The organism is Pseudorhodobacter sp. W20_MBD10_FR17 (assembly GCF_052119765.1).
GTDB lineage: Bacteria > Pseudomonadota > Alphaproteobacteria > Rhodobacterales > Rhodobacteraceae > Pseudorhodobacter.
In genome coordinates this window covers 18,844-40,255 of sequence record NZ_JBGQOQ010000016.1, presented here as the reverse complement: position 1 = coordinate 40,255, position 21,412 = coordinate 18,844, and the positions used below count along the sequence as shown (strand labels likewise).

Genomic DNA, 21,412 nt, shown 5'->3' with positions numbered 1-21,412 from the left:
CGCCCTGTCACTGCGCCGCCCAGTCGCGCAGCCGCGCCACATAGCGCGCCATCGTATCAATTTCCAGATTAACACGGTCGCCCAGCGCCACATCGCCCCAAGTGGTCGCAGCCTGCGTATGCGGGATAAAGTTGATGCCAAAATCGACTCCATCAACCTCATTCACCGTCAAGGATGTACCATTCAGCGCAACCGACCCTTTGGGCGCGATAAACCCTGCCAGCGCATGCGGCGCACGAAAGATCACGCGGGCGCTATCGCCCTCGCGGCGCAAGCCAACAACCTCGGCCACCCCGTCAACATGGCCCGAAACGATATGGCCGCCCAGCTCATCCCCGACTTTCAGCGCACGTTCAAGGTTCAGGCGTTTGCCCAGCGCCCAGCCGCCAATATTGGTTTTGCCGACAGATTCCGCGCTGATTTGCACGTCGAACCAGTTTTGCGGGCTGCGGCCCAGCGCGATCACCGTCAGGCAAACCCCTTCACAGGCGATGGACGCGCCGATATCAATGCCTGCAACATCATAGCCCGTGCCAATCCGCGCGCGCAGATCACCCTGTTGGTCCAGCTCCAACACCTTGCCAATATCTGTAACGATGCCCGTAAACATAGCCTATCCCCTTGTTCATCCCCAAGGCCTAGCCGCAGGACGCAGCCCTTGCAAGCCCGCAGGTGCCAGCATCAATTTAGTCCGTCTTTACCTTTAGATTGTATCGTCTGCGAACATCTGTATGAAAATTTCGCTTTACGCGGCGCGATAAATACTTTGGAAAGGCAAAAAGGGTTGCAATGCGCATATCGGGTAAAAATCGTCGTTTTTTGTTGCTTCAGGGGCCGCACGGGCCTTTCTTTGGGCAGTTGGGCAAAATGCTGGCGCAATCCGGGGCCGAAGTGTGGCGCGTAGGGTTTAACCGTGGGGACCGTGCGTTCTGGCCCAATACCGCCAACTACATTCCCTACAAAGGCAGCAGCCAAGACTGGCCGCTCTCCTTTTCCGCCCTGATAGAACGATTGCGTATCACCGATATCGTCCTTTATGGCGATACCCGCCCTTTGCACGCCGATGCCGTGAAACTTGCGCAAAAAGCAGGGATCACTGTCCATGTGTTTGAGGAAGGCTACATGCGCCCGCATTGGGTAACGTATGAGAGGGGCGGATCTAACGGCAACTCACGGCTGATGGATTTAACGCTGGCGCAGATGCAAACCGACCTTGCGCAGTCGGATATGGACCTGCCCGATGCCCCGGCCCGCTGGGGCGACATGCGGCAACATATGTTTTGGGGTGCACTCTATCATTGGTTTGTGATGATCGGGTTTTGGGATTATCGCGGTTATCGCCCACACCGCGCGCTAACGGTCAGGCAAGAGTTTTTGCTGTATTGCAGGCGGCTGGTGCTACTGCCGTTTCACCGTTGGGAGCGGATGCTGGCCAGTTTTCGCATCAAACACGGCGGCTTTCCCTACCACCTTGTGCTATTACAATTAGAACATGACAGCAGCTTTCAAATGCACTCGCCGTTTTCCACGATGACCGAGTTTCTGGCTCTGGTGACGGAAGGCTTTGCCAAAGGTGCCGCCCCCCATCACCACCTCGTATTCAAGGCACATCCGCTAGAGGATGGTCGTGTTCCCGTGGCATCAGAAATTCACCGTTTGGCGAAATTGCATGGTGTAACAGGCCGCGTGCATTTTGTGCGCGGCGGTAAACTGGCTGCATTGCTAAACCACGCGCGCTCGGCCGTGACAGTAAATTCAACCGCCGCGCAACAGGTGCTTTGGCGTGGCCTTCCGCTAAAAGTTTTCGGTGCAGCCGTTTATGCCAAGCCCGAATTCGTGTCTTCTCAGCCGCTTGATGCGTTTTTTTCATGCCCAACACGCCCCGACAGCCGTGCGTATCGTGATTATCGGCATTACCTGTTGGAAACCAGCCAAGTGCCCGGCGGCTTCTACTCCTCGCGTGGCAGACGCGAGCTGCTACGACAGGTAGTAGATATGATGCTGTTAGCCGATGATCCCTATGACGCACTAACCAAGGGAAGCGCGGCACCAAGGCAACAGTTGCGCATCGTGAACTGATAAAGCGCTGGAATGCTGGAATTTTATGCTGTGCATCTGTAGAGTTGTAAAAAAATTCTGAGGCAATATCCAAAAAAGGAGCCCGGGCAGTGAAACTATCGGTATCAAAAGGGGCCAAGAGATTGGCCCTTATCACTATTTTGGTGGCTCTGGCAGCTTGCAGCCTGCCGCGCTCTGGCCCAACCAAAAAAGAAATATTTGCGGGTTCTGTATTGAAAGACGGCGATGCATTCATCGTCTCGGTCAACAGCCGCGTCACGCGTGCCACCGCTGTCACCCCAGCACTTGGCTTTGGGTCAGATTTCCGCAACGCGGGCGTCGTTGGGTCGGATACGATTTCGCCCGGTGATACCTTGGCGCTATCGGTATTTGAAAACGTCAAAGACGATCCGCTGCTGGGCAACACAGGCCAGCGCGTTTCCGTGTTGGACCAAGTGCAGGTCGATGGCTCGGGCTATATCTTTATCCCATATGCTGGCCGCATAAAGGCCGCGGGCCAAACCCCCGAAGGCCTGCGTGGCGCGATAACGCGCAAGCTTGATACGCAGACGCCTGATCCACAGGTCACCGTACAGCGTGTCGCTGGCGATGGGTCTACCGTTTCAGTTTCGGGAATGGTTGGCGGCCAAGGTGTCTTTCCGATCGAGCGCCCGACCCGCACCCTCACAGCGATGATCGCACGGGCCGGCGGCGTAGCGATTGAGCCTGCCGTTGCCATTGTGCGCGTAACCCGCGGCAGCCGAACCGGAAAAATCTGGCTCGAAGACCTGTATTCCAACCCTTCCCTTGATATCGCTTTGCGGGCAGGGGATCGCATCGTTGTTGAAAAAGACACCCGCGCTTTTGTCGCCTTGGGGGCGACAGGTACACAAAACCGCGTGCCGTTTGAAACCCAAACCTTGTCCGCGATTGAGGCGATTGCCCAAGTTGGTGGCTTGAACACGTCGCTCGCCGATCCGACAGGTGTTTTCGTGTTCCGCAATGAACCCGCCGAGATTGCCAATTCAGTCCTTGGCCGCTCTGACCTGACGGGCGATCAACGGATGGTTTACGTCCTCGACCTCACGCAACCAACCGGTATGTTTGAGGCGCGCGATTTCTTGATCCGAGATGGCGACACTGTCTACGTCACCGAGGCACCGTTTGTGCAATGGCAGAAAACCATCACTGCCGTTTCAGGATCAGCAAGCGCAGCATCAAACATATCCTCTGCGTCTTCAAACGTAGGCCTATGACGGCAAACGTCTCGTCCTCCAAAGCCGCCGGGGTAGCACCCCGGCGGCTTTTCTATTTCAACGCAGGGTTTGCACGGGCGGCCCGCTTGCGGCGCATCTTGCACCTCGCGGGGTATGATTTGACCCTCGGCTTGCCCGCGCGCGGCGATAGCGTCGCCGTTTGGGGCCGCAGCCCTTTTGCATGGCGTGGTGAAAAAATCGCAAAATGGCGAGAGGCGCAGCTGGTCAGAGTCGAGGATGCCTTTTTGCGATCGGTCCGCCCTGGCCGCAGCGGCGATGCGCCTCTTGGCCTCATGATCGACCCTGTCGGGGTACATTTTGATGGCAGTGGCCCGTCCCAATTGGAAACCATACTTACCACCGCAGACTTAAACAATTCAAACCTTTTGGCACGTGCGACTGCAGGAATTGCCCGCTTAAAAGCACTCGACTTATCAAAATACAATATTCACCAGTCGGGCCATGCTTCCCCCGAACCTGGGTATATTCTGGTGATCGATCAAACCAAAGGGGATGCGTCGCTGCAGTTCTCTGGTGCGACCAAAGGTGTATTTGAGCGTATGTTAGCCGCAGCCAAGGCCGAGCATCCCGGCAAAAGGATCGTCATCAAGACCCATCCTGAAACCAATCTCGGGTTACGTGCCGGTCATTTCGGCCCTGATGCCAACCATATAATACTCACTGCCCCTCTCTCGCCTTGGGCGCTGCTTGGTGGGGCAGCAGCTGTCTATACCGTTTCGTCACAAATGGGATTCGAAGCGATAGTCGCTGGCCACCGTCCACGTGTCTTTGGCCTGCCCTTTTATGCCGGTTGGGGGCTTTCCGACGATGAAATTGCCTCACCACGCCGTAGCCGCCGCTTGACCGCCGAACAACTTTTTGCCGCCGCGATGATCCTGGCCCCCACATGGTATGACCCCTGCCAAGACCAGCTGTGCAGCTTTGAACAGGCGGTAGACCAACTCGAGGCCGAGACACGCGCCTACCGCGAAGATCACGCGGGGCATATTGCCTTTGGAATGCGTGTTTGGAAACGCGGACGGCTGCAAAACGTCTTTGGTCGCTACACGCCGTTGCGCTTTGTCGAAAATCCAGACGCGGCTTTGGCACAGGCGAAGAAAAGCGGCAAAGGCCTGTTGGTTTGGGCAGGCAAAGAGCCTGCCGATTTTGCCGCGAAGTCCGCAGCTTTTGGCCCCATCAGACGGGTTGAAGATGGTTTTTTACGCTCGCGCGGGTTGGGGGCCGACTTGGTGCCCCCCCTCAGTCTCGTCGCCGATGATCTGGGGATCTATTATGACCCGAGCCGCGAAAGCCGGTTGGAACGCCTTATTTCCTGCCCAAGCACGCCCGGTGGAGACGCGCGCGCGCTCAGTTTGATTGAAACGATCCTGCAAAACCGGCTGTCAAAATACAATCTTGGCGGTGCGGCCTTGCCCCACCTTCCAGCGGGGTACCGCATTCTTATCCCCGGCCAAGTCCAAGATGATGCCTCTATTCGGCTGGGCGCGGGCAAGGTCTGCACCAACCTCGGCCTTATTCAGGCCGTTCGTGCCGCAAACCCTCGTGCTGTGCTGATCTATAAACCGCACCCCGATGTCGAAGCGGGTTTGCGTCCGGGGAGAATTGATCCGGCTATTTTGGCACCCTTGGTACAGCATGTTGCCGAAAATGCCGATCCAGTGGCGCTTTTGGACGCGGTGGATGCGGTTTGGACCATGACCTCTCTACTCGGGTTTGAAGCCCTTATTCGCGGCAAGCCCGTAACCTGCCTTGGCGCGCCGTTTTATGCCGGATGGGGCCTGACCAATGACCTTGGCCCAATCCCCATACGACGATTGCAGCACCCAGATGGCACAGCCCGGTTCCGGCCCAGCCTTGAAGGGTTGGTTCACGCCACGCTGATTGCCTATCCGCGCTATTATGATCCGGTCAGCACCCTGCCTTGCCCGCCGGAAATTGCCCTTTCGCGGCTGCAAAGCGGTGACATTCCCCGCCACGGCCTTGGCAACCGCCTGCTTGCAAAATTGCAAGGGCGGTTTGCAAGCTATGCCGCGCTTTGGCGTTAAGCGACTAGTAAATATAACGAATCTGGTCGGTCCAATAGCGCTCCATCCGTTTCAGGGATTGATTGATATCTTCCATGCCTGCCGCATTGATGATTCCGCGCGCCTCAAACCCTTCGGTATGGCGCGCGAAGAGTTCGTTCAACAAAACTCGCACCTCTCGGCCTTTTGCAGTCAATCGCACCCGCACCGAACGACGATCAATCTCTGACCGTTGATGGTGCATATAGCCAAGTTCGACCAATTTTTTCAGGTTATAACTAACGTTCGAGCCTTGATAATAGCCACGCGATTTCAGCTCACCTGCGGTGACCTCATTCTCGCCGATATTGAACAACAGCAGCGCCTGAACCGAGTTTATTTCGAGCACGCCCACGCGCTCAAACTCATCTTTTACAACATCAAGCAGCAAACGGTGAAGACGTTCAACCAGTGCAAGGCTTTCGAGATAACTGGCCATGAGCGCTTTTTGCGACCCGTCCAGTAGATTTGTATGTAGTGTCATTGCCGTCTCCGCCCAGGAATTTGATCTAGGCAGAATCGGCACAAAACAAAAACATTCCGTAAACTCGCGCCAGTTTCATCACGAATTTATTGAAAACCTAGCCTCGATCAGCGGAGTAGGCGTGTGCGGGCAAACTGCCCGATCTCGGCGATCAGTTCGCTCAGCACTGCGGGCGCGGCCCCCTGCCCCAGCACCCAAGGCAATAAATCCTGATCATTTTCGCGCAGCAATTGATCATAAAGCGCAAGCCGTTCAGCGGCCATACCCGCCAAATGCGCATCGGCATAGGGCCCAAGAATCATATCCATTTCCTTGGTGCCACGCCGCCAAGACCGCATTTTCATACGCTTCAGGCGTGCTTCAGCGCTTTCATTTTCAACAGGGGATTCGATCACAGCACAACCTCACGCATCAAACCACGCAACCGTTTCTCCAAATGTCCCATATCTTGCGACAAAGCAAGCGCCTGCGCCCGCATCCGTGCCAGATCGGCCAATGCTTTTTGCAGATCGTCGTTCGTCGCAGGCACCGGAGCCTCTACCCCGTCGCCTTCACCTGTCAGCATCCAACGCATTGAAACATTTAGCAAACCCGACAGCATTTGCAATTTATTCGCGCGCGGTTCGGAATGATCATTTTCCCAATTTTGAATTGTTGCCAATTTCACCCCCAGCTTGCGCGCAAGCGCCTCGGGCGTCAGGCTAGCCGCCTCACGCGCGGCGGCCAAACGGTCGCCAAAAGTTGCCGCCTCTGCGCTATACCACTCAGATTGGTCCATATCGGGCATTGATCGTCTCCTAATGCATGCTTAGTGCTTGATCGCAGTTGCTGTGCAACCTAAGACAAACTGCCGCCAAGTACAAACCGGGGCGCCGGCGGCAAAACGCCCCCACCGAACCGGAGCCTATTATGGCCTTTTTGTCCGATACCCTCGCCCGTGTAAAACCATCGCCAACCATTGCCGTGACCACCAAAGCCAATGAGCTGAAAGCCGCTGGCAAGGACGTCATCGGGCTTGGCGCAGGCGAGCCGGATTTTGACACGCCGCAAAACATCAAAGACGCGGCAAAGGCGGCGATTGATTCGGGCAAAACCAAATACACCGCCGTCGATGGCATCCCCGAGCTGAAAAAGGCGATTTGCGCCAAGTTTGAGCGGGAAAACGGCCTGAAATACGCGCCGAACCAAGTGTCGGTTGGCACGGGCGGCAAACAGATTTTGTATAACGCGCTGATGGCGACCTGCAATCCGGGCGATGAGGTGATTATCCCCGCGCCGTACTGGGTTTCCTACCCCGATATGGTGCTGCTGGCGGGTGGCACACCTGTTGCTGTGGCAGCAGGGATTGAGACCGATTTCAAACTGCAACCAGAACAGCTTGAGGCGGCGATCACGCCGAAAACAAAGTGGTTTATCTTTAACTCGCCGTCCAACCCCACGGGTGCAGGCTATACCCGCGCAGAGTTGAAGGCGCTGACCGATGTGTTGATGCGCCACCCGCATGTTTGGGTGATGTCTGACGACATGTACGAACACCTTGTGTTTGATGATTTCGAATTCTGCACCCCCGCGCAGATTGAGCCCGGCCTTTATGACCGCACGCTGACCTGTAACGGCGTGTCCAAGGCCTATGCGATGACCGGTTGGCGCATAGGCTATGCCGCAGGCCCTGTGGCGCTGATTAAGGCGATGAGCACGATCCAGTCGCAATCCACCTCGAACCCGTGTTCGATCAGCCAATATGCGGCACTCGAAGGGCTGACTGGCCCGCAGGAGTTTTTGACCGAAAACAAAGCCTTGTTCCAACGCCGCCGCGATTTGGTGGTTGGCATGTTGAATGACGCCAAAGGCATCACCTGCCCCAAGCCCGAAGGTGCGTTTTACGTCTATCCCGATATTGCGGGCTGCATCGGCAAAACCAGCGCGGCAGGCACCAAGATTACCGATGACGAAGTGTTTGCTACAGCCTTGCTGGAAGAAACCGGCGTTGCGGTGGTGTTTGGCGCGGCGTTCGGGCTTTCGCCAAACTTCCGCGTCAGCTACGCTACATCGGACGCGGCGCTGAAAGAGGCCTGCACGCGGATTCAGGCGTTCTGCGCTGGTTTGGTGTAATTAGGGGGCATTATGGCTGGCGATCTGCCGGACTATTATTTTCGAATCCGTGAAAACGGGGCGTTGGTGTTTCGGGTTGATACCGAAAACCGCCAACGCCGCATCGAAATGGATCAGATCGCCACCATCAACATTCGCAATGGGGAGGTAAAACCCCATGGCGAACGCAAACTAACCCCCGAAGATATTAAAGAAATCCAAGTCTGGATCGACGAACGCGCGCATCAGCTGGCCGCGCGCGAGGTGGACGATATTTTGCGCGCCATCGACCACATGAACCTAACGGCGCAATGGGTGCAAACCCGTGCAAGTGATGCACAACTTGACCAAGTGACCGACACATTGCTGCTGGCGATGCACGACTTGCGGTCGGTTTTGGTGCGCAAAAAGGCTGATCGGCTGATGAAAGGCGACGTGACCTGACCAATCACCCCGAATATTCTACGAATATTCTAGCCTGAGGGCAAATACACAGCAGAATACACCGCCGTTTGGTGGAATGGCGAGGTTTTCTTCGAGATCGATAGATGCTACCGCTAACACCGCCCACTATGCAATAAAGACCGGTTGAAGCGGCACCTAAAAAAATGTCAAATCCCTTTATCTTAACTCGGGGTGACGACAATGTTGAATGCAGAAGTGGCCAAGCGCCGGGATGATGCGATTTCGCGCGGTGTGGGTATGTTGACCCAGATCTTTGCCGAACGCGCGCTGAACTCGGAAATCTGGGATATCGAGGGCAACCGTTATATCGACTTTGCGGCGGGGATCGCGGTGGTAAACACCGGCCATTGCCACCCCAAGGTAATGGCGGCCGTGACCGAGCAGTTGGGCCGTTTCACCCACACCTGCCATCAGGTTTTGCCTTATGAGCCCTATGTCCGTTTGGCCGAGCGCCTGAACGAATTGGTCCCCGGCGATTTCCCAAAGAAAACCATCTTTGTGACCACAGGTGCAGAAGCCGTTGAAAACGCGATCAAAGTTGCGCGTATTGCCACTGGCCGCCCTGCAATCATCGCCTTTGGTGGTGCGTTCCATGGCCGTACCTTTATGGGCATGTCGCTGACCGGCAAGGTCGAGCCTTACAAAAAGGGCTTTGGCGCTATGATGCCCGACGTTTACCATGTGCCCTTTCCGCAAGATGTGCATGGCATTTCGACCGCCGATGCCATGTCGTCCCTGAACAAGCTGTTCAAATCCGATCTGGACCCTGACCGCGTGGCCGCAATCATCTTTGAACCTGTCCAAGGCGAAGGCGGCTTTTACCCCGCGCCGCCAGATTTGCTGCGCAGCCTGCGGGCGTTTTGCAACGAGCATGGAATCATCATGATCGCCGATGAAGTTCAGACCGGCTTTGCCCGTACTGGCACGATGTTTGCGATGGACGGCTATGATGTGGCTGCCGATATGACCTGTATGGCCAAAGGCCTTGCTGGTGGTTTGCCATTGGCAGCCGTCACCGGCCGCGCCGACCTGATGGATGCCGCACGCCCCGGCGGCTTGGGTGGCACCTATGCGGGCAACCCATTGGGCATCGCAGCTGCGAATGCCGTGCTTGACGTGATCGAAGAAGAACAGCTTTGCGACCGCGCGAATGAGTTGGGCAGCCGCCTGCGCCAAAAGCTAGAGGCGATTCGCTCAATCACCCCCGAGGTGATTGATATTCGCGGCCCCGGCTTTATGGTCGCCGTTGAATTTGGCAACCCCAACACGATGGAACCAGACGCCGATTTCACCAACCGCGTTCGGCAAGAGGCGCTAAAGCGCAATCTGATTTTGTTGACCTGTGGCGTTTACGGCAACGTCATCCGCTTTCTTGCGCCGATCACTATTCCGGATGATCATTTCGCCGAGGCGATGGACATCCTTGAGGCCTCTGTCGCGGCCGCGCGCAAAGTCTAAAGGCTATAAGTGTTTGAAAAGGGGGCCTTTGCGGCCCCTTTTTTTATGCCCGTTTTACGCCTGCAAAAATGCAAATAAGATTGGAACCGTTTTGCCCCTACGCAGGTTAACCCAGCGAAACAACATAACGCGAGGTTATCATGAACAAGCTGCTATTCATCGTCCCTATTGCTGCACTCAGCCTTGCAGGCTGCCAAACTGCAAACCAAAACGCCGCCGCAGGTGCTGTTGCGGGTGGGGTTCTTGGTGCCGCCGTTTCCAGTAAGGATGACCGCCTGACGGGCGTCGCCTTGGGGGCCGCTGCGGGTGTTGCTGCGTCTACGCTGATCGGCACAGCTCCGGGCAATCAAAATTGCTACTACCGCAACAGCCGTGGCGAGCGGTTCATCGCCGCCTGCTAATCACGACTGACGACCTTACCTGTCGACACTTCCCCCCTGTGTCCCAACTGGCCGGACGCCCATCACCATGGGCGATCCGGCTTTTTTCTGTTGGCTTGGCAGCCCTGCGTGAACCCGCTAGAAGCGCGTCAAAACCCTGATTGCCCGAGAGTTCATGCCCAGCCCTTTGCCCGATGACAGCAGTATTACCCTAACGGATGCCAGCTTTGCGGTGGCGGGTCGACAAATCCTTGGCGGTCTAACCCTGCATTTGACCGAACAGCGCATCGGGATTATCGGGCGCAACGGTTCGGGGAAATCTACGTTTCTGCGGTTGGTGGCTGGGCTGATCGCCCCTACAACAGGCAGTGTAAAGGTGGGCGGTCTTGCCCCCGCATCCGACCGAAAGGCGATGTTGGCACGCATCGGGATTTTGTTTCAGAACCCCGATCATCAGATCATTTTCCCTACCGTGGGCGAAGAGCTTGCCTTTGGGCTGCGCCAACAAGGGCTGGATAAAGCTGCGGCGACTGTGCAAGTTCAGGCCCTTCTGGCCCGACATGGCCGCAGCCATTGGGTGGCCCAGCCGGTGACCGCGCTGTCCCAAGGCCAGCGGCATTTCTTGTGTTTGCTGGCTGTGCTTGCGATGCAGCCCGGCACAATCTTGCTGGATGAACCCTTTGCCGGCCTTGATCTGCCAACCCAAGCACGGCTGGACCGTACCTTGGCAAGCCTGCCGCAACGTTTGATTCTAATCACACATGACCCCAAAGCCTTGGCAGGATATGACCGTGTGATCTGGCTGGAGGACGGGCGTTTGCGCGCGGATGGGCCTGTCGGGCCGATTGTTGCCCAGTTTACGGATGAGATGACGCGGTTGGGGGACGTTGATGCTGACACTGACCTCACCCTTTGAAACGCCGCTGCATCGGGTTTCGGCTGGCGTAAAGCTGGCGGCGCTGGCGGTGGCAAGCGTGGGGCTATTCAGCTTGCAAAACCCGTGGCTGGTTTTTGCGGCAGGGGCTGGGCTGGCGTTGCTGTACCTCAGCTTTGGGATCGGCTTTGCTCGGTTTGGCGCCGCGATGCTGCGCCCGCTTTGGCCATTTTTTCTGGTGCTAGGGCTGTGGCATCTTTGGCTGGGCGAATGGGCGGCGGGGCTGCTGATTGGCGGCCGCATGTTGGTTGCGGTGGCACTGGCAAATCTGGTGACGATGACAACGCGGCTGGATGATATGATTGCAGTGGTCGAACGCTCCGCCGCCCCCTTGGCACGCTTTGGTATGCAGCCCCGCGTTTTGGCTGTGGCGATAGCTTTGGTGATCCGGTTTACGCCTGTTTTGATGGACAAGGCAGGGCAGTTAGGGCAGGCATGGCGGGCGCGATCGGCGCGGCGGGTGAACTGGCGGATCGTGCTGCCAATCAGCCTGATGGCGCTGGATGATGCGGACCGAGTGGCAGAGGCAATACGGGCCCGTGGTGGGCTTTGACAGAATGGAACGAAATTGATGGAAAAGAATGTCACCTATATCGCGCTGTTTGCGGCGCTGATCGCGGTTCTTGGCTTGGTGCCACAAATCAGCCTTGCCAGTGGTGTGCCAATCACGGCGCAAAGCCTTGGCGTGATGCTGTGCGGCACGGTTTTAGGGGCAAAACGCGGCGGCCTTGCAGTGCTTTTGTTTATCGGGCTGGTGGCGCTTGGGTTGCCACTGCTCAGCGGTGGGCGCGGTGGTTTGGGCGTGTTTTCAAGCCCGACAGTTGGCTTTGTGATCGGCTTTCCAGTGGCTGCTTTTGTCGCTGGTTTGGTCGTTGAAAAGACTCGTGCCGCGATTGTGGTCGCTGCTTTTGGCGGCGCTTTGATTGGCGGGGTTGTGGTGCTATATCTGTTCGGCATCACCGGTATGGCGCTGGTTTTGGGCAAAAGCTGGCCTGCGGCATCCTTGCTGGTTGGCGCCTATATTCCGGGCGATTTGATTAAGGCTGGCATGGCCGGTTTTATCACCCAAGGGCTTGCGAAACTGCGGCCTGAGGCCGTTTTGTCGCGGGGATAGCCTGTCTATTGGCGGATTATGAGGCCGCGCCTCGTGAAGAGTCAGGGCATAACGGGCCTGCCGCACCGATGAGTTTGGTCGCGCGCAGGCCGCTTTGGCGCAATCACCTGCCGGAAAAATGATGTGGCTTGGCTTCTGCCCTTGGCATTGGCGCGGGCCGCGCGTATAGGCTTTGGCCTTACCCGAATGGAGCCGATGGCATGCAAGGCAGCGCGAACCTAAACCTGATGAAGAAAGCCGCCCGTAAAGTAGGGCGGGCTTTGGTCAAGGATTTCCGCGAGGTGGAAAACCTTCAGGTGTCAAGCAAAGGGCCGGGGGATTTTGTGACCCGCGCCGACCGCGAAGCCGAAAGGATGCTGCGCGAAGCGTTGCTGGGCGACCGTCCGACCTACGGCTTTTTGGGCGAAGAAAGCAAAGAGACCGAAGGCGCAGACCCGACACGCCGCTGGATTGTCGACCCGCTCGACGGCACAACCAACTTTTTGCACGGCTTGCCGCATTGGGCGATCTCGATCGCGCTGGAACATAAGGGCGAAATTGTTGCCGGTGTGATCTTTGACGCCGCCAAGGATGAGATGTTTTGGGCCGAAAAAGGTGGCGGCGCGTGGATGAACGAAAGCCGCTTGCGGGTTTCGGGGCGGCGCTCGATGATTGAGAGTATTTTTGCCACTGCTGTGCCGTTTGGCGGCAAAGGCACCCTGCCCGCAACTTTGCAAGATTTGGCACGGGTTTCGCCCGTGACAGCTGGCGTGCGCAGCTGGGGATCGGCCGCGTTGAACATGGCCTATGTGGCAGCGGGCCGGTTTGACGGCTATTGGGCGCGCGGTGTGGAGCCTTGGGATATCGCGGCAGGCATCGTGATGGTGCGCGAGGCCGGCGGTATGGTCTCGGCGATTCGCGAGGGTGATGATCCTTTGGTAAAGGGCTCGATCGTTGCCTGTAACGAGCCGCTGTTTGAAGGCTTTCGCAAGGTTATTCGCGGCGAGTAAGGCACGGTTTGGCCGATGCCGGTTTCAGGTATTTGGGCCACGATGAAATAGCTTTTGTGTCATGGGGGTGACAGATGGACGGGTTTCATTGGCATCCTGATGCGCGTGTTTATGATGGAAAGGGTGTGGCATTGCCGCGCCCTTTTCTCGTTTCAGGGGTTTGCTCTGACAGGCCGACAGCCTTGGCGCTGGGGCATGCATTTTCTGGCGGCCCGTTTCGCATTGGCGCCGAGGCCGCCCCTGCCCCGACCGTAGGGTTTGAAACTTTGACATCGGGCAGCACGGGCGCGCCGCGACGAATTGCGCGGAGTTTTGCGTCATGGCGGCATAGTTTTGCCGTCAATGCGGGTCTGTTCGGCATTGGGTCTGGGGTGCGGGTGGCCGTGCTGGGGCGCTTGGTGCAATCTTTGTCCTTATACGGCGCGATTGAGGCGATCACCCTTGGGGCCGAGCTGCATGTGATGGACGGGGCACGACCAGATCGCCAATGGGCCGCGTTGCGCGCGCGCGGCGTTCAGGTGATTTGGGCGGCACCTGCACAATTGCAGCTTTTGGCCGAGGCTGGGGGAGCTGTTTTGCCTGCGGTGCGCTTTGTGCTGGTCGGTGGCGCCAAACTTGATACCGGCTTGCGGGCGGCGCTAAGAGAGATGTGTCCCACGGCGCAAGTGCGCGAGTTTTATGGCGCTGCAGAGGCGAGCTTTATCACTTTGGCCGATGACGAGACGCCGGAATATTCGGTCGGGCGGGCCTATCCGGGGGTTGAAATCGGGATTGGTGGCCCTGCGGGGCATGCCGCCGACGGCCGGATTTGGGTGCGTAGCCCTTATCTGTTTCAGGGCTATGCCAGCGCCGACGCAGGTGTCGCCACGTGGCAGGATGGGTGGTTGGGGCTGGGCGAGATTGGCACGATGGAGAACGGGCAATTGGTGCTGCGCGGACGTATAGACCGGATGGTAACGATCGCGGGGCAAAACGCCTATCCCGAAGCGATAGAGCTGTTCTTGCTGGGGCTTCCCGGCATATTGCGGGCGGCGGTGCTGCCGCGGGCCGATGGCTTGCGCGGCCAAGTTTTAGAGGCGGTTCTGATGGGGTCGGGAAATGAGGCGGAGATATTAACCGCTTTGCGGGCGCAGTTCGGGGCGCTGATTGCGCCAAGGCGTGTGCAGTGGCGCAGCGATTGGCCAGTATTGGCATCGGGCAAGGCCGATCTGGCCGCTTTGGCCAAAACATGAGCCGCGCGTTCATCATCGCCGCGCGCAGAACACCTGTGATGCCGGTCGGCGGCGCGTTTGCACGCCTTACGGTGCATGATTTGGCCGCCTCCGTGATGCTGGCCTGCTTGACTGATGCAGGACTAGAGGCGGGCTGCGTAGATGAGGTCATCTTGTCAAACGCTTTGGGCGCTGGCGGCAACCCTGCGCGGGTGGCTGCGCTGGCCGCAGAACTGCCCGAGCGCGTGGCAGGTCTTAGCATTGATCGGCAATGTGCGGGCGGGTTGGATGCGGTGATCTTGGCCCGCGCGCTGATCGAGAGCGGCGCGGCCGAGGTCGTGCTAGCAGGTGGTGCTGAAAGCTATTCCCGCAGGCCAATGCGGCTGCGCACCGACCCTGACGGCGGGCCTGCCGTGGCCTATGATGCGCCCCCCTTTACGCCTTGGCCAAACCGTGACCCATTGATGCATGAGGCCGCCGATAGCTTGGCGCAACGGCTTGGCATTTCCCGCGCGGTACAAGATGCGTTTGCCGTGGCATCCCATGCAAAAGCAATGGCCGCAACACATACCGAGATTGTACCAATGCATGGCGCTGTGCGTGACGGGTTCACACGGGCAATGACGCCGGCGCTTGCGACACGGGCCAAGGTCATCACACACAGCATCACCGGCACAATAACGGCGGCAAATGCAGCAGTGGCTGCAGATGGTGCCGCATTTTGCCTTGTCGTGTCCGAACGTATTGCCAAACTGGCCGCCCGCGCCCTGCATATCAAGGCCGGCGCAACCCTTGGTGCGGCCCCCCAAGAACCGGGGCTTGCCCCTTTAGGGGCGATTGCCCGGGTTCTTTCCCCCCGCCCGATCGCCCTTCAGATGCCAGACCGTTCAGAGATTATGGAGGCATATGCAGTGCAGGCCATTGCCTGTATTCAAGGCGCGGGGCTAGATCCTGCAACGGTGAACATCGGCGGCGGTGCTTTGGCGCGCGGGCATCCGGTCGGGGCCTCGGGGGCCATATTGGTCGCCCGGCTGTTTGCAGATATGCAACGCGGGCAAGGCCTTGCGGCCATTGCGGCGGCAGGCGGTATTGGGTCGGCCTTAATCCTCGAGGCTTAAGCCCCAGCTTCTTTCACCGCCTCCATTGCCACATGGGTCGAGGTAGAGGCGACATGTGGCAAAGATGAAATCCGTTCACCCAGCACACGTCGATATTCCTGAATATCGCCCGTCCGCACCTTTAGAAGGTAATCGAACCGGCTGGCCATCATATGGCATTCCTCAACTTCCGTGATTACCAGAACGGCCTTGTTAAAGGCTTGCAGCGCCGCCTCACGCGTGTCCGACAGGCGCACCTCGACAAAGGCGACATGCGCCTGCCCCATCTTGATCGGGTCCAATTGCGCGCGATAGGCGGTGATCACACCACTTTCCTCAAGCCGCTTCATTCGCGCTTGTGTTGGCGATTTCGACAGGCCGATACGGCGGGCCAGTTCGGTTGCACTGATCCGGCCTTCGGCAGCAAGCACCCGCAAAATCGCCAAATCAAAGCGATCAAGATCTAATGGCTCTAATGACATCAACAATCCCTATACAATCAGCCAAAACGTCTGCCTATTACCATAAATCGGGACGAATGACTTTTGATTCACGTCTATGATATTGGAAATAGGAGAGCTTGCCCATGCCCCGTGATTCCCTTGAAACTGCTTGGACGATCGTTGACCGTGATGCTTTGCGAGGTGAGGCCGAACTGGTCCGCGCGTTGATAGCCGAGGCAGGTTTAAGCCCTGATGACCGCGCGCGCATTGCCGCCTCGGGCGCTGATTTGGTACGCGCGATCCGCGCCAGCGCCAAGCCCGGCTTGATGGAGGTTTTCCTCGCTGAATACGGGCTGTCGACGGATGAGGGCATCGCGCTGATGTGCCTTGCCGAAGCGCTGTTGCGGGTGCCGGATGCCGACACAATGGACGCGCTGATCGAGGATAAGATAGCGCCCAGCAATTGGGGCAAGCACCTAGGCCATTCAGCGTCCTCGCTCGTCAACGCATCGACTTGGGCCTTGATGCTAACGGGCCGTGTGCTGGATGAGCGCAAGCCAAGCGTGGTGGCCAGCCTGCGCGGCGCGGTAAAACGTCTAGGTGAACCTGTAATCCGCACCGCTGTTTCACGCGCGATGAAGGAAATGGGCAAGCAGTTCGTTTTGGGCGAAACCATTGACGCCGCAATGAAACGCGCCCGCGATCTCGAGGCCAAGGGTTTCACCTATTCCTATGATATGCTGGGCGAGGCTGCACGAACCGAGGCTGATGCCCGCCGCTATCATCTGGCCTATACGGCGGCGATTACTGCCATTGCCAAGGCTGCAAAGTCGAAAGATATCCGCGACAACCCTGGCATTTCGGTAAAACTGTCCGCACTGCATCCGCGCTATGAGGTCGCCAAGCGTGAGCGGGTTATGGAAGAGTTGGTGCCGCGTGTCCGCGCCCTTGCCGGATTGGCACGCGCCGCAGGTTTGGGCTTTAACATTGACGCCGAAGAGGCCGACCGACTGGCGCTGTCTTTGCAAGTGATTGAGGCCGTTTTGGCCGATAAAGCCTTGAAAGACTGGGATGGTTTCGGCGTGGTTGTGCAGGCGTATGGTCGCCGCGCAGGTGCAGTGATTGACTGGCTTTACGGGGTTGCAGAACGCTTGGACCGCAAGATCATGGTCCGTTTGGTTAAAGGCGCCTATTGGGATGCCGAGGTGAAACGCGCGCAGGTGATGGGGTTGGAAAGCTTCCCCGTGTTCACCCGCAAACAGGCGACCGACGTGTCTTATATGGCCAATGCCAAAAAGCTGTTGGGCATGACGGACCGGATTTACCCGCAATTTGCCACCCATAACGCGCATACCGTGGCCGCTATTTTGGACATGGCAACCGACAAACGCGCCTTTGAATTCCAGCGCCTGCATGGCATGGGCGAGCGTTTGCATGACATCGTTTTGGAAGGCCACGGCACCCGCTGCCGGATTTATGCGCCCGTGGGGGCACACCGCGATTTGCTGGCCTATTTGGTGCGGCGCTTGCTGGAAAATGGCGCGAACAGCAGTTTTGTGAACCAGATTGTAGATGAGGCCGTGCCGCCAGAAGAGGTTGCCGCCTGCCCTATGAATGCGATGGAAGCGATGGTTCCGGTGGAAAGCCAGATACTGCGGACAGGGCCACGATTGTTCGGGCAGCGCCAGAATTCGCAAGGCTGGGATCTGACTGATAGCGGCGATTTGGCCGCGATTGAGGCCATGCGCGCACCATTTGCCACCACCTTGTTTGAGGCACGGCCAATGCTGGCCGGGCCGGTTGCAGGCGGCAAACGCTGGGCTGTGACCAACCCTGCGACGGGCGATGTGGTGGGGCATGTGCTGCCCGCCTCGGCCCCCGATATAGAAACGGCATTGACAGCCGCGTGCCCGTGGGATGCGGCACCGGCACAGCGGGCGCAAGTGCTGCGCCGCGCCGCCGATTTGTACGAGGCCGAGTTTGGCCGGATCTTCGCACTTTTGGCGCGCGAGGCGGGTAAAACCTTGCTGGACGCGGTAGGAGAGCTGCGCGAAGCTGTTGATTTTTTACGCTATTATGCAGATCAGGGTGAGGCTGCTACGGCCCCTGCACGCGGCGTGTTTACCTGCATCAGCCCATGGAATTTTCCATTGGCTATTTTCTCGGGCCAGATCGCCGCGGCGCTTGCCGCAGGCAATGCCGTGCTGGCCAAGCCTGCCGAGCAGACAGGATTGATTGCGGCCTTTGCCGTTGAATTGCTGCATAAAGCGGGGGTGCCGGTAACGGCCTTGCAACTGCTGCCGGGGGAAGGCGTAGTTGTTGGCGCGGCGATCACCGGCGATGCCCGCGTGAACGGCGTGTGCTTTACCGGATCGACCGAAACCGCCCAGCGAATTCGCCGCACTATGGCAGACCATATGGACCCAACCGCGCCGCTGATCGCGGAAACGGGTGGCTTGAACGCAATGGTCGTTGATAGCACGGCCCTGCCCGAGCAGGCGGTGCGCGATGTGTTGGCATCAAGTTTCCAATCGGCGGGGCAGCGGTGTTCGGCGCTGCGGTGTTTATATTTGCAGGATGATATCGCCGATACCGTTAAGGAAATGTTATTCGGTGCGATGGATGATCTAGAGGCCGGAAACCCGTGGAATTTGCTAACCGATGTGGGGCCGGTGATTGACACCAAGGCACAGGAGGGTATTCGCGCCTATATTGAGGCCGCGCGCGCCGAAGGGCGGGTGCTGAAGGAAGGTGTAGTGCCTGCAGGCGGCACATTTATTGCGCCAACCGTGATCGCGGTGAACGGCATTGCCGAGATGCCGCGTGAGATTTTTGGCCCCGTTCTGCATATCGCGCCTTGGAAGGCGGGAGGGTTGAACAAGGTGATCGCCGATGTAAATGCGATGGGCTACGGGCTGACCTTTGGCCTGCACAGCCGGATTGATGACCGGGTAGAGCGGGTTGTGGCGCAGATTTGCGCTGGCAACACCTATGTGAACCGCAACCAAATTGGCGCGGTTGTCGGCAGCCAACCCTTTGGCGGCGAAGGTCTTTCTGGCACTGGACCAAAGGCGGGTGGGCCGGATTACTTGGTGCGGTTTATGCAACTGGACGCGCCAGTCATGGACGGGACGGTTGGCGATTGCGTTGCGGCCGATGTAGAAAAGGCCTTGCAGGCCGAAGCCACACCGCGCCGTGCAATTCATGTGCAGGATTTGCCGGGGCCAACGGGCGAGAGCAACCGGCTGTCGGCCTTTGCACGCGAACCGTTGCTGTGCCTTGGGCCAAGCCGTGAACAAGCGCTAGCGCAGGCCGAGGCGGTGCGGGCATTTGGCGGCGAAGCGGTTGAGGCACCTTGTTTGGCCGCCGAAGCATTGACACGTCTGAACGGGTTTTCGGGCGCGCTTTGGTGGGGCGATCAGGACCAAGGCCGCGCCTATGCAAAGGCATTAGCGGCACGAAAAGGGGCGATTCTGCCACTGATCGGCGGCTTGCCTGACGCGGCTCATGTGCGGCTCGAGCGGCACGTTTGCGTGGATACGACGGCCTCGGGCGGGAACGCGCAACTGTTGGCGGAAATGGGCGAAGCGTGAAACAGGCTTGACGCTTGAACGCGGATCGGGAAGTTTGGCATAATGTTTCCGATCCGCGATCATAACCCCTCGGGGCGTACTCCGTATGTCACCTATGCGCTTATCCTGCTGAATATCGGGGTATTCGCAAGCTATTGGCTCAGCATCCCGAACGAGCCACGACTGGCGATGTTTTATGTCGAATGGGGGCTGGTGCCACGCCGCGTGATGGCCGGCGGGGGCTATGGCACTATTTTAACGTCGATGTTTCTGCATGGCGGCTTTATGCATCTGGCAGGTAACATGCTGTTTTTATATATTTTTGGGGATAACCTCGAGGATATTCTGGGTCATGTCCGCTATCTGGGCTTTTACCTTTTGTCAGGCTTCGCGGCGGCAGGGTTGCAGATTTTTGCTGACCCATCGTCTGGCGTGCCAATGATTGGGGCATCAGGGGCGATTGCTGGGGTGATGGGTGGCTATTTGTTGCTGTTTCCTCGCGCCAAAGTGGACATTTTGTTCATCTTTGTGATCTTTTTCCGCGTGTTCCCGCTGCCGGCTTGGGTAATGCTGGGCGTTTGGTTTGGGATGCAGTTGTTTAGCGGCTTTTCCACCCCCAGCGGCGACGGAGGCGTGGCCTATTGGGCGCATGCAGGCGGGTTTATGGCAGGGCTTGTGATGATGTTTCCCGTCTGGCGCGGGCTTGGCGGGACTGCATTTTGGAATCGCACGCATGGTGTGCCACCGCACCCGCAAGCTGTATATCCCACTGTTAAATCAGGGATACCCCGCGTCAGAAGAGGCAAATAAAAAAACGGGCAGCAACCGCTGCCCGAGTAGGAGATTTCGTAAAACCGGTTAGGCGACGTTTTGCAGATCAACACTCTGCGTGACGCCAAGTGCGTGGCACACTTCATGGGTCAAATGCGGCTTGTTCAGCGTGTAAAAGTGCAGATCTTCAACACCTTCCGAGAGCAGCGTATCGCAAAGCTCGGTGCAAAGCGCGGTTGCCAGAAGTTCCTCGCGCCCGTCACGTTTGGCCGCCGCGAATGCTTCATCCAGCCAAGCCGGAACCGAGGTGCCACAACGGGCGGCGAATTTCTTGGTCCCAGCCCAAGACTGGATCGGCAGGATGCCGGGAAGGATCGAGGCGGTGATACCCTCTTTCACACAAGCATCACGGAACCGAAGGAAAGTTTCGGCCTCAAAGAAAAACTGGGTCATGGCGCTGGTCGCACCGGCATCAATTTTACGTTTCAGAAAGCGCACATCAGCCATGGTATCAGCCGAATCAGGGTGGGGCTCGGGGTAGGCACCAACGCGGATTTTGAATTTACCCGTGGCGGCCAGTGCTTCGACCAGCTCCACAGATGAGGCAAAACCTTCGGGGTGGGGGGTGAAACGCTCGGCCCCTTTGGGGGCGTCACCGCGCAAGGCCACGATTTCAGTAACGCCAGCGGCTGCATAGCTTTCCGCGATTTCCAAGGTTTCAGCGCGGGTTGCATCAACACAGGTTAGATGCGCGGCAACGTTCAGCCCGTAATTCTTGGCGATTGCGCCCACGGCCTCATGCGTCAATTTGCGGGTCGTGCCGCCAGCGCCATAGGTCACGGACACAAATTTAGGGTTCAGGGGCGCCAAGGCTTGTACCGTTTCCCACAGCCGGAAAGACGCATCCAAAGTCTGGGGTGGGAAAAATTCAAACGAGATATTTGGTGTCTTGGTCATTTTATAGCTCCTGCTCTGACCCCTCTTGTCGCAGATTCGATGATGTGA

The 21,412-nt window shown here is 58.0% G+C and carries 21 protein-coding genes; 15 read left to right on the top strand and 6 right to left on the bottom strand.

All coding sequences use genetic code 11. The features are described 5' to 3' along the window. Positions 1 to 7 precede the first annotated feature (7 nt). A complete protein-coding gene (locus ACEN2J_RS12105; protein ID WP_442106149.1) occupies positions 8 to 610 on the bottom strand; it encodes a riboflavin synthase in 603 nt (200 codons plus the stop codon). Positions 611 to 789: 179 nt separating this feature from the next. Between ACEN2J_RS12105 and ACEN2J_RS12100 the strand changes: the two genes are divergently transcribed. From ACEN2J_RS12100 to ACEN2J_RS12090, 3 genes are all read left to right on the top strand, one after another. Then, a complete protein-coding gene (locus ACEN2J_RS12100; RefSeq protein ID WP_442106148.1) occupies positions 790 to 2,079 on the top strand; it encodes a capsule biosynthesis protein in 1,290 nt (429 codons plus the stop codon). 122 nt (positions 2,080 to 2,201) lie between these two features. Further along, the gene (locus tag ACEN2J_RS12095; protein ID WP_442106146.1) at positions 2,202 to 3,314 is read left to right on the top strand and encodes a polysaccharide biosynthesis/export family protein; all 1,113 of its coding nucleotides are present in this window, start codon (positions 2,202 to 2,204) and stop codon (positions 3,312 to 3,314) included. Beyond that, positions 3,311 to 5,380, top strand: a complete 2,070-nt coding sequence (locus ACEN2J_RS12090; RefSeq protein ID WP_442106144.1) for a capsular polysaccharide biosynthesis protein — start codon at positions 3,311 to 3,313, stop codon at positions 5,378 to 5,380. Before ACEN2J_RS12095 ends, ACEN2J_RS12090 begins: the two co-directional genes overlap by 4 nt. A gap of 4 nt (positions 5,381 to 5,384) precedes the next feature. Here the strand turns inward: ACEN2J_RS12090 and ACEN2J_RS12085 are convergent, their stop codons facing one another. The 3 genes from ACEN2J_RS12085 to ACEN2J_RS12075 all read right to left on the bottom strand — a co-directional run bounded on the left by ACEN2J_RS12085 (position 5,385) and on the right by ACEN2J_RS12075 (position 6,669). Then, positions 5,385 to 5,882 carry a MarR family winged helix-turn-helix transcriptional regulator gene (locus tag ACEN2J_RS12085; protein ID WP_442106142.1) on the bottom strand — a complete coding sequence of 166 codons (498 nt, stop codon included), beginning with the start codon at positions 5,880 to 5,882 and terminating at the stop codon, positions 5,385 to 5,387. 107 nt (positions 5,883 to 5,989) lie between these two features. Continuing rightward, on the bottom strand, positions 5,990 to 6,226 hold the full coding sequence (locus ACEN2J_RS12080) for a succinate dehydrogenase assembly factor 2 (RefSeq protein ID WP_442106211.1): 237 nt from the start codon (positions 6,224 to 6,226) through the stop codon (positions 5,990 to 5,992). 47 nt (positions 6,227 to 6,273) lie between these two features. Further along, positions 6,274 to 6,669, bottom strand: a complete 396-nt coding sequence (locus ACEN2J_RS12075) for a helix-turn-helix domain-containing protein (protein WP_442106140.1) — start codon at positions 6,667 to 6,669, stop codon at positions 6,274 to 6,276. Positions 6,670 to 6,791: 122 nt separating this feature from the next. On the opposite strand from ACEN2J_RS12075, the gene ACEN2J_RS12070 reads away from it, so the two are divergent. The 10 genes from ACEN2J_RS12070 (at position 6,792) to ACEN2J_RS12025 (ending at position 15,642) form a co-directional block, all read left to right on the top strand. Continuing rightward, positions 6,792 to 7,994: a pyridoxal phosphate-dependent aminotransferase gene (locus ACEN2J_RS12070; RefSeq protein WP_442106138.1), complete on the top strand. Its 1,203-nt coding sequence runs from the start codon at positions 6,792 to 6,794 to the stop codon at positions 7,992 to 7,994. 12 nt (positions 7,995 to 8,006) lie between these two features. Next, positions 8,007 to 8,417: a hypothetical protein gene (locus tag ACEN2J_RS12065; RefSeq protein WP_442106137.1), complete on the top strand. Its 411-nt coding sequence runs from the start codon at positions 8,007 to 8,009 to the stop codon at positions 8,415 to 8,417. 201 nt (positions 8,418 to 8,618) lie between these two features. Continuing rightward, positions 8,619 to 9,896 carry a 4-aminobutyrate--2-oxoglutarate transaminase gene (locus tag ACEN2J_RS12060; RefSeq protein ID WP_442106135.1) on the top strand — a complete coding sequence of 426 codons (1,278 nt, stop codon included), beginning with the start codon at positions 8,619 to 8,621 and terminating at the stop codon, positions 9,894 to 9,896. 140 nt (positions 9,897 to 10,036) lie between these two features. Further along, positions 10,037 to 10,297, top strand: coding sequence for a glycine zipper 2TM domain-containing protein (locus ACEN2J_RS12055; RefSeq protein WP_442106133.1), 261 nt, complete (start codon positions 10,037 to 10,039; stop codon positions 10,295 to 10,297). Between the two features lie 154 nt (positions 10,298 to 10,451). Beyond that, positions 10,452 to 11,192 carry an energy-coupling factor ABC transporter ATP-binding protein gene (locus ACEN2J_RS12050; RefSeq protein WP_442106131.1) on the top strand — a complete coding sequence of 247 codons (741 nt, stop codon included), beginning with the start codon at positions 10,452 to 10,454 and terminating at the stop codon, positions 11,190 to 11,192. Beyond that, the gene (locus tag ACEN2J_RS12045; protein ID WP_442106130.1) at positions 11,167 to 11,763 is read left to right on the top strand and encodes an energy-coupling factor transporter transmembrane component T family protein; all 597 of its coding nucleotides are present in this window, start codon (positions 11,167 to 11,169) and stop codon (positions 11,761 to 11,763) included. Before ACEN2J_RS12050 ends, ACEN2J_RS12045 begins: the two co-directional genes overlap by 26 nt. Before the next feature lie 18 nt (positions 11,764 to 11,781). Next, entirely contained in the window at positions 11,782 to 12,324 is a 543-nt protein-coding gene (locus tag ACEN2J_RS12040; protein ID WP_442106129.1) for a biotin transporter BioY, read from the top strand. 200 nt (positions 12,325 to 12,524) lie between these two features. Then, complete coding sequence (locus ACEN2J_RS12035) at positions 12,525 to 13,313, top strand: inositol monophosphatase family protein (RefSeq protein ID WP_442106127.1); 789 nt, start codon at positions 12,525 to 12,527, stop codon at positions 13,311 to 13,313. A 74-nt stretch (positions 13,314 to 13,387) separates the two neighbouring features. After that, positions 13,388 to 14,545, top strand: coding sequence for an AMP-binding protein (locus ACEN2J_RS12030; protein ID WP_442106126.1), 1,158 nt, complete (start codon positions 13,388 to 13,390; stop codon positions 14,543 to 14,545). Beyond that, positions 14,479 to 15,642 carry an acetyl-CoA C-acyltransferase gene (locus tag ACEN2J_RS12025; protein ID WP_442106124.1) on the top strand — a complete coding sequence of 388 codons (1,164 nt, stop codon included), beginning with the start codon at positions 14,479 to 14,481 and terminating at the stop codon, positions 15,640 to 15,642. The genes ACEN2J_RS12030 and ACEN2J_RS12025 overlap by 67 nt, the downstream gene beginning before the upstream one ends. On the opposite strand, the gene ACEN2J_RS12020 is transcribed toward ACEN2J_RS12025, so the two are convergent. After that, positions 15,639 to 16,103 (bottom strand): Lrp/AsnC family transcriptional regulator, encoded by a 465-nt coding sequence (locus ACEN2J_RS12020; protein WP_442106123.1) that lies wholly within the window; start codon positions 16,101 to 16,103, stop codon positions 15,639 to 15,641. The genes ACEN2J_RS12025 and ACEN2J_RS12020 overlap by 4 nt on opposite strands. 104 nt (positions 16,104 to 16,207) lie before the next feature. Here ACEN2J_RS12020 and putA point away from each other — a divergent pair, with 104 nt between their 5' ends. Next, positions 16,208 to 19,657 (top strand): bifunctional proline dehydrogenase/L-glutamate gamma-semialdehyde dehydrogenase PutA, encoded by a 3,450-nt coding sequence (gene putA / locus ACEN2J_RS12015; RefSeq protein WP_442106121.1) that lies wholly within the window; start codon positions 16,208 to 16,210, stop codon positions 19,655 to 19,657. Positions 19,658 to 19,699: 42 nt separating this feature from the next. After that, the gene (locus ACEN2J_RS12010; protein WP_442106120.1) at positions 19,700 to 20,446 is read left to right on the top strand and encodes a rhomboid family intramembrane serine protease; all 747 of its coding nucleotides are present in this window, start codon (positions 19,700 to 19,702) and stop codon (positions 20,444 to 20,446) included. Between the two features lie 48 nt (positions 20,447 to 20,494). Here the strand turns inward: ACEN2J_RS12010 and metF are convergent, their stop codons facing one another. Continuing rightward, positions 20,495 to 21,364, bottom strand: coding sequence for a methylenetetrahydrofolate reductase [NAD(P)H] (gene metF, locus ACEN2J_RS12005; protein ID WP_442106118.1), 870 nt, complete (start codon positions 21,362 to 21,364; stop codon positions 20,495 to 20,497). Positions 21,365 to 21,412: the final 48 nt, after the last annotated feature.